This is a genomic window from Streptomyces sp. NPDC001985 (assembly GCF_040296845.1).
Classification (GTDB): Bacteria; Actinomycetota; Actinomycetes; order Streptomycetales; family Streptomycetaceae; genus Streptomyces.
The window spans coordinates 1-2,059 of the sequence record NZ_JBEOYB010000183.1; the positions used below are offsets into that span (position 1 = coordinate 1).

Genomic DNA, 2,059 nt, shown 5'->3' on the forward strand with positions numbered 1-2,059 from the left:
GCTGATGGTGTTCCGGCTGGTATCGACGGTTATCTGGAGTTCGCGAGTGATCTCTTTGACCGGGAGACCGCTGAGGGGATAGCGGCCCGTTTCGTCCGTGTGCTGGAGGCCGTGGCCGCCGACCCCGACCAGCCCGTCAACGGAATCGACGTGCTCTCGGAGCAGGAGCGCGGGCTGCTGCTGACCGAGTGGAACCGTACGGAACGGCCGCTCCCCGAGGCGGTGAAGAGCCTTCACCAGTGCTTCGCCGACCAGGTCGCCCGTACCCCGCTCGCGGTCGCGGTCCGCTCGGACGACGAGGTGCTCACCTACCGGGAACTGGACCTGAGGGCGTCGCGCCTGGCGGGCCGGCTGGCCGAGGCGGGAGTGGGCGCCGAGGACATCGTCGGCGTCCTGCTGGAACGCTCGCCCAGCGTTCTTGTCTCCTTCCTCGCGGTGCTGAAGGCCGGCGGCGCCTATCTGCCGCTGGACGTCCGCGATCCGGAGCCGCGCAGGCGGCGGTTGCTGAATGAGACCGGCACCCGGTGGGTACTGACCGATGCCACCGCACGGGAGCGCGTCCGGCTGCCGGAGCGGGTGCGGTCGATCGACGTCGCCGAGTGCGCGGAGCCGGCGGCCCCCGACGCGGAGTCCTTCCCCGGTGTCGTCGGCGATCCCCGGCGGCTCGCCTACGTCATGTACACCTCCGGCTCAACGGGTGAGCCCAAGGGAGTGGCCGTCACCCACTCGGCGGTCGTCCATCTCGCACGGGACAGCGGCTGGAAGGAGGGCGACCACCACCGTGTCCTCTTCCACTCACCGCACTCCTTCGACGCCTCCACCTATGAGATCTGGACCCCTCTCCTCTCCGGCGGTGAAGTGGTGGTGGCCCCGCCGGGCACCCCGGACGCGGCCGAGCTGGAGCGGCTGACCAGTCGGGCCGGGGTCACCGGCCTCTGGCTCACCGCGGGCCTCTTCCATCTCATCGCGCGGGAGGACCCCTCCTCCCTGGCCGCCGTGAGGGAGCTGTGGGTGGGGGGCGATGTGGTCGACCCCGACGCCGTGCGCCGCGTCATGGCCGCGTGTCCGGGGCTCGGCGTGGTCAACGGCTACGGACCCACGGAGAACACCACTTTCACCACGCACTATCGCATCCCGCCCGGTGGCCTCGCGGAAGGCCGCACGGTGCCGATCGGCCGGCCTGTCGGCAACACCCGTGTGTATGTGCTGGACGCCGGGCTGCGTCCGGTGCCGGTCGGCGTCGCGGGTGAGCTGTACGCGGCGGGTGCGGGCCTGGCCCGGGGGTATGTGGGTCGGGCGGGGCTGACGGCGGAGCGGTTTGTCGCCGATCCGTACGGTCCTGCCGGTGCGCGGATGTATCGGACCGGGGATCTGGTGCGCTGGTGCGCGGACGGGAATCTGGAGTATCTCGGGCGCGCGGACGGCCAGGTCAAGGTGCGGGGTTTCCGGATCGAGCCGGGGGAGATCGAGGCCGCGCTGCTGCGCCAGGAGGGCGTCGCCCAGGCCGCCGTCCTGGCCCGCACCGACCGTACCGACCGTACCGACCCTTCCGAGAGCGTCGATGGCGTCGACGGCACCGTCGGCCGGCCCGGCGACAAGCGTCTCGTCGGCTATGTCGTCCCGGAGCCGGGCGCGGAGGTGGACGCTGCCGGTCTGCGCCATGGGGTCGGCGAGGAGTTGCCGGACCACATGGTCCCGGCGGCCGTCGTGGTACTGGACCGGCTCCCGCTCACCGTCAACGGCAAGCTCGACCGCGAGGCCCTGCCCGCTCCGGACTTCACCGCCGCGGTCACCGACCAGGCACCCCGGACTGCTCGCGAGGAGATCCTCTGCGGCCTCTTCGCCGATGTGCTGGGTCTGCCCCGCGTGGGTGTCGACGACGGATTCTTCGATCTCGGGGGCGACAGCATTCTGTCGATCCAGCTGGTGAGCCGTGCCCGTGAAGCCGGTCTGGTCATCACACCCCGTGAGGTTTTTCAGTGTCAGTCGGTGGCGGGGTTGGCGGGGGTGGCTCGGGGTGTGGGTGGGGTGGTGTCGTCGGGGGTTGGTGGTGTTTCGG

General features: G+C 71.2%; 1 protein-coding gene. It reads left to right on the forward strand.

Translation table 11 applies throughout. The features are described 5' to 3' along the window. Positions 1-2,059 (forward strand): non-ribosomal peptide synthetase (locus tag ABT122_RS33455; protein WP_351559945.1); only part of this gene is annotated, 2,059 nt, incomplete at both ends.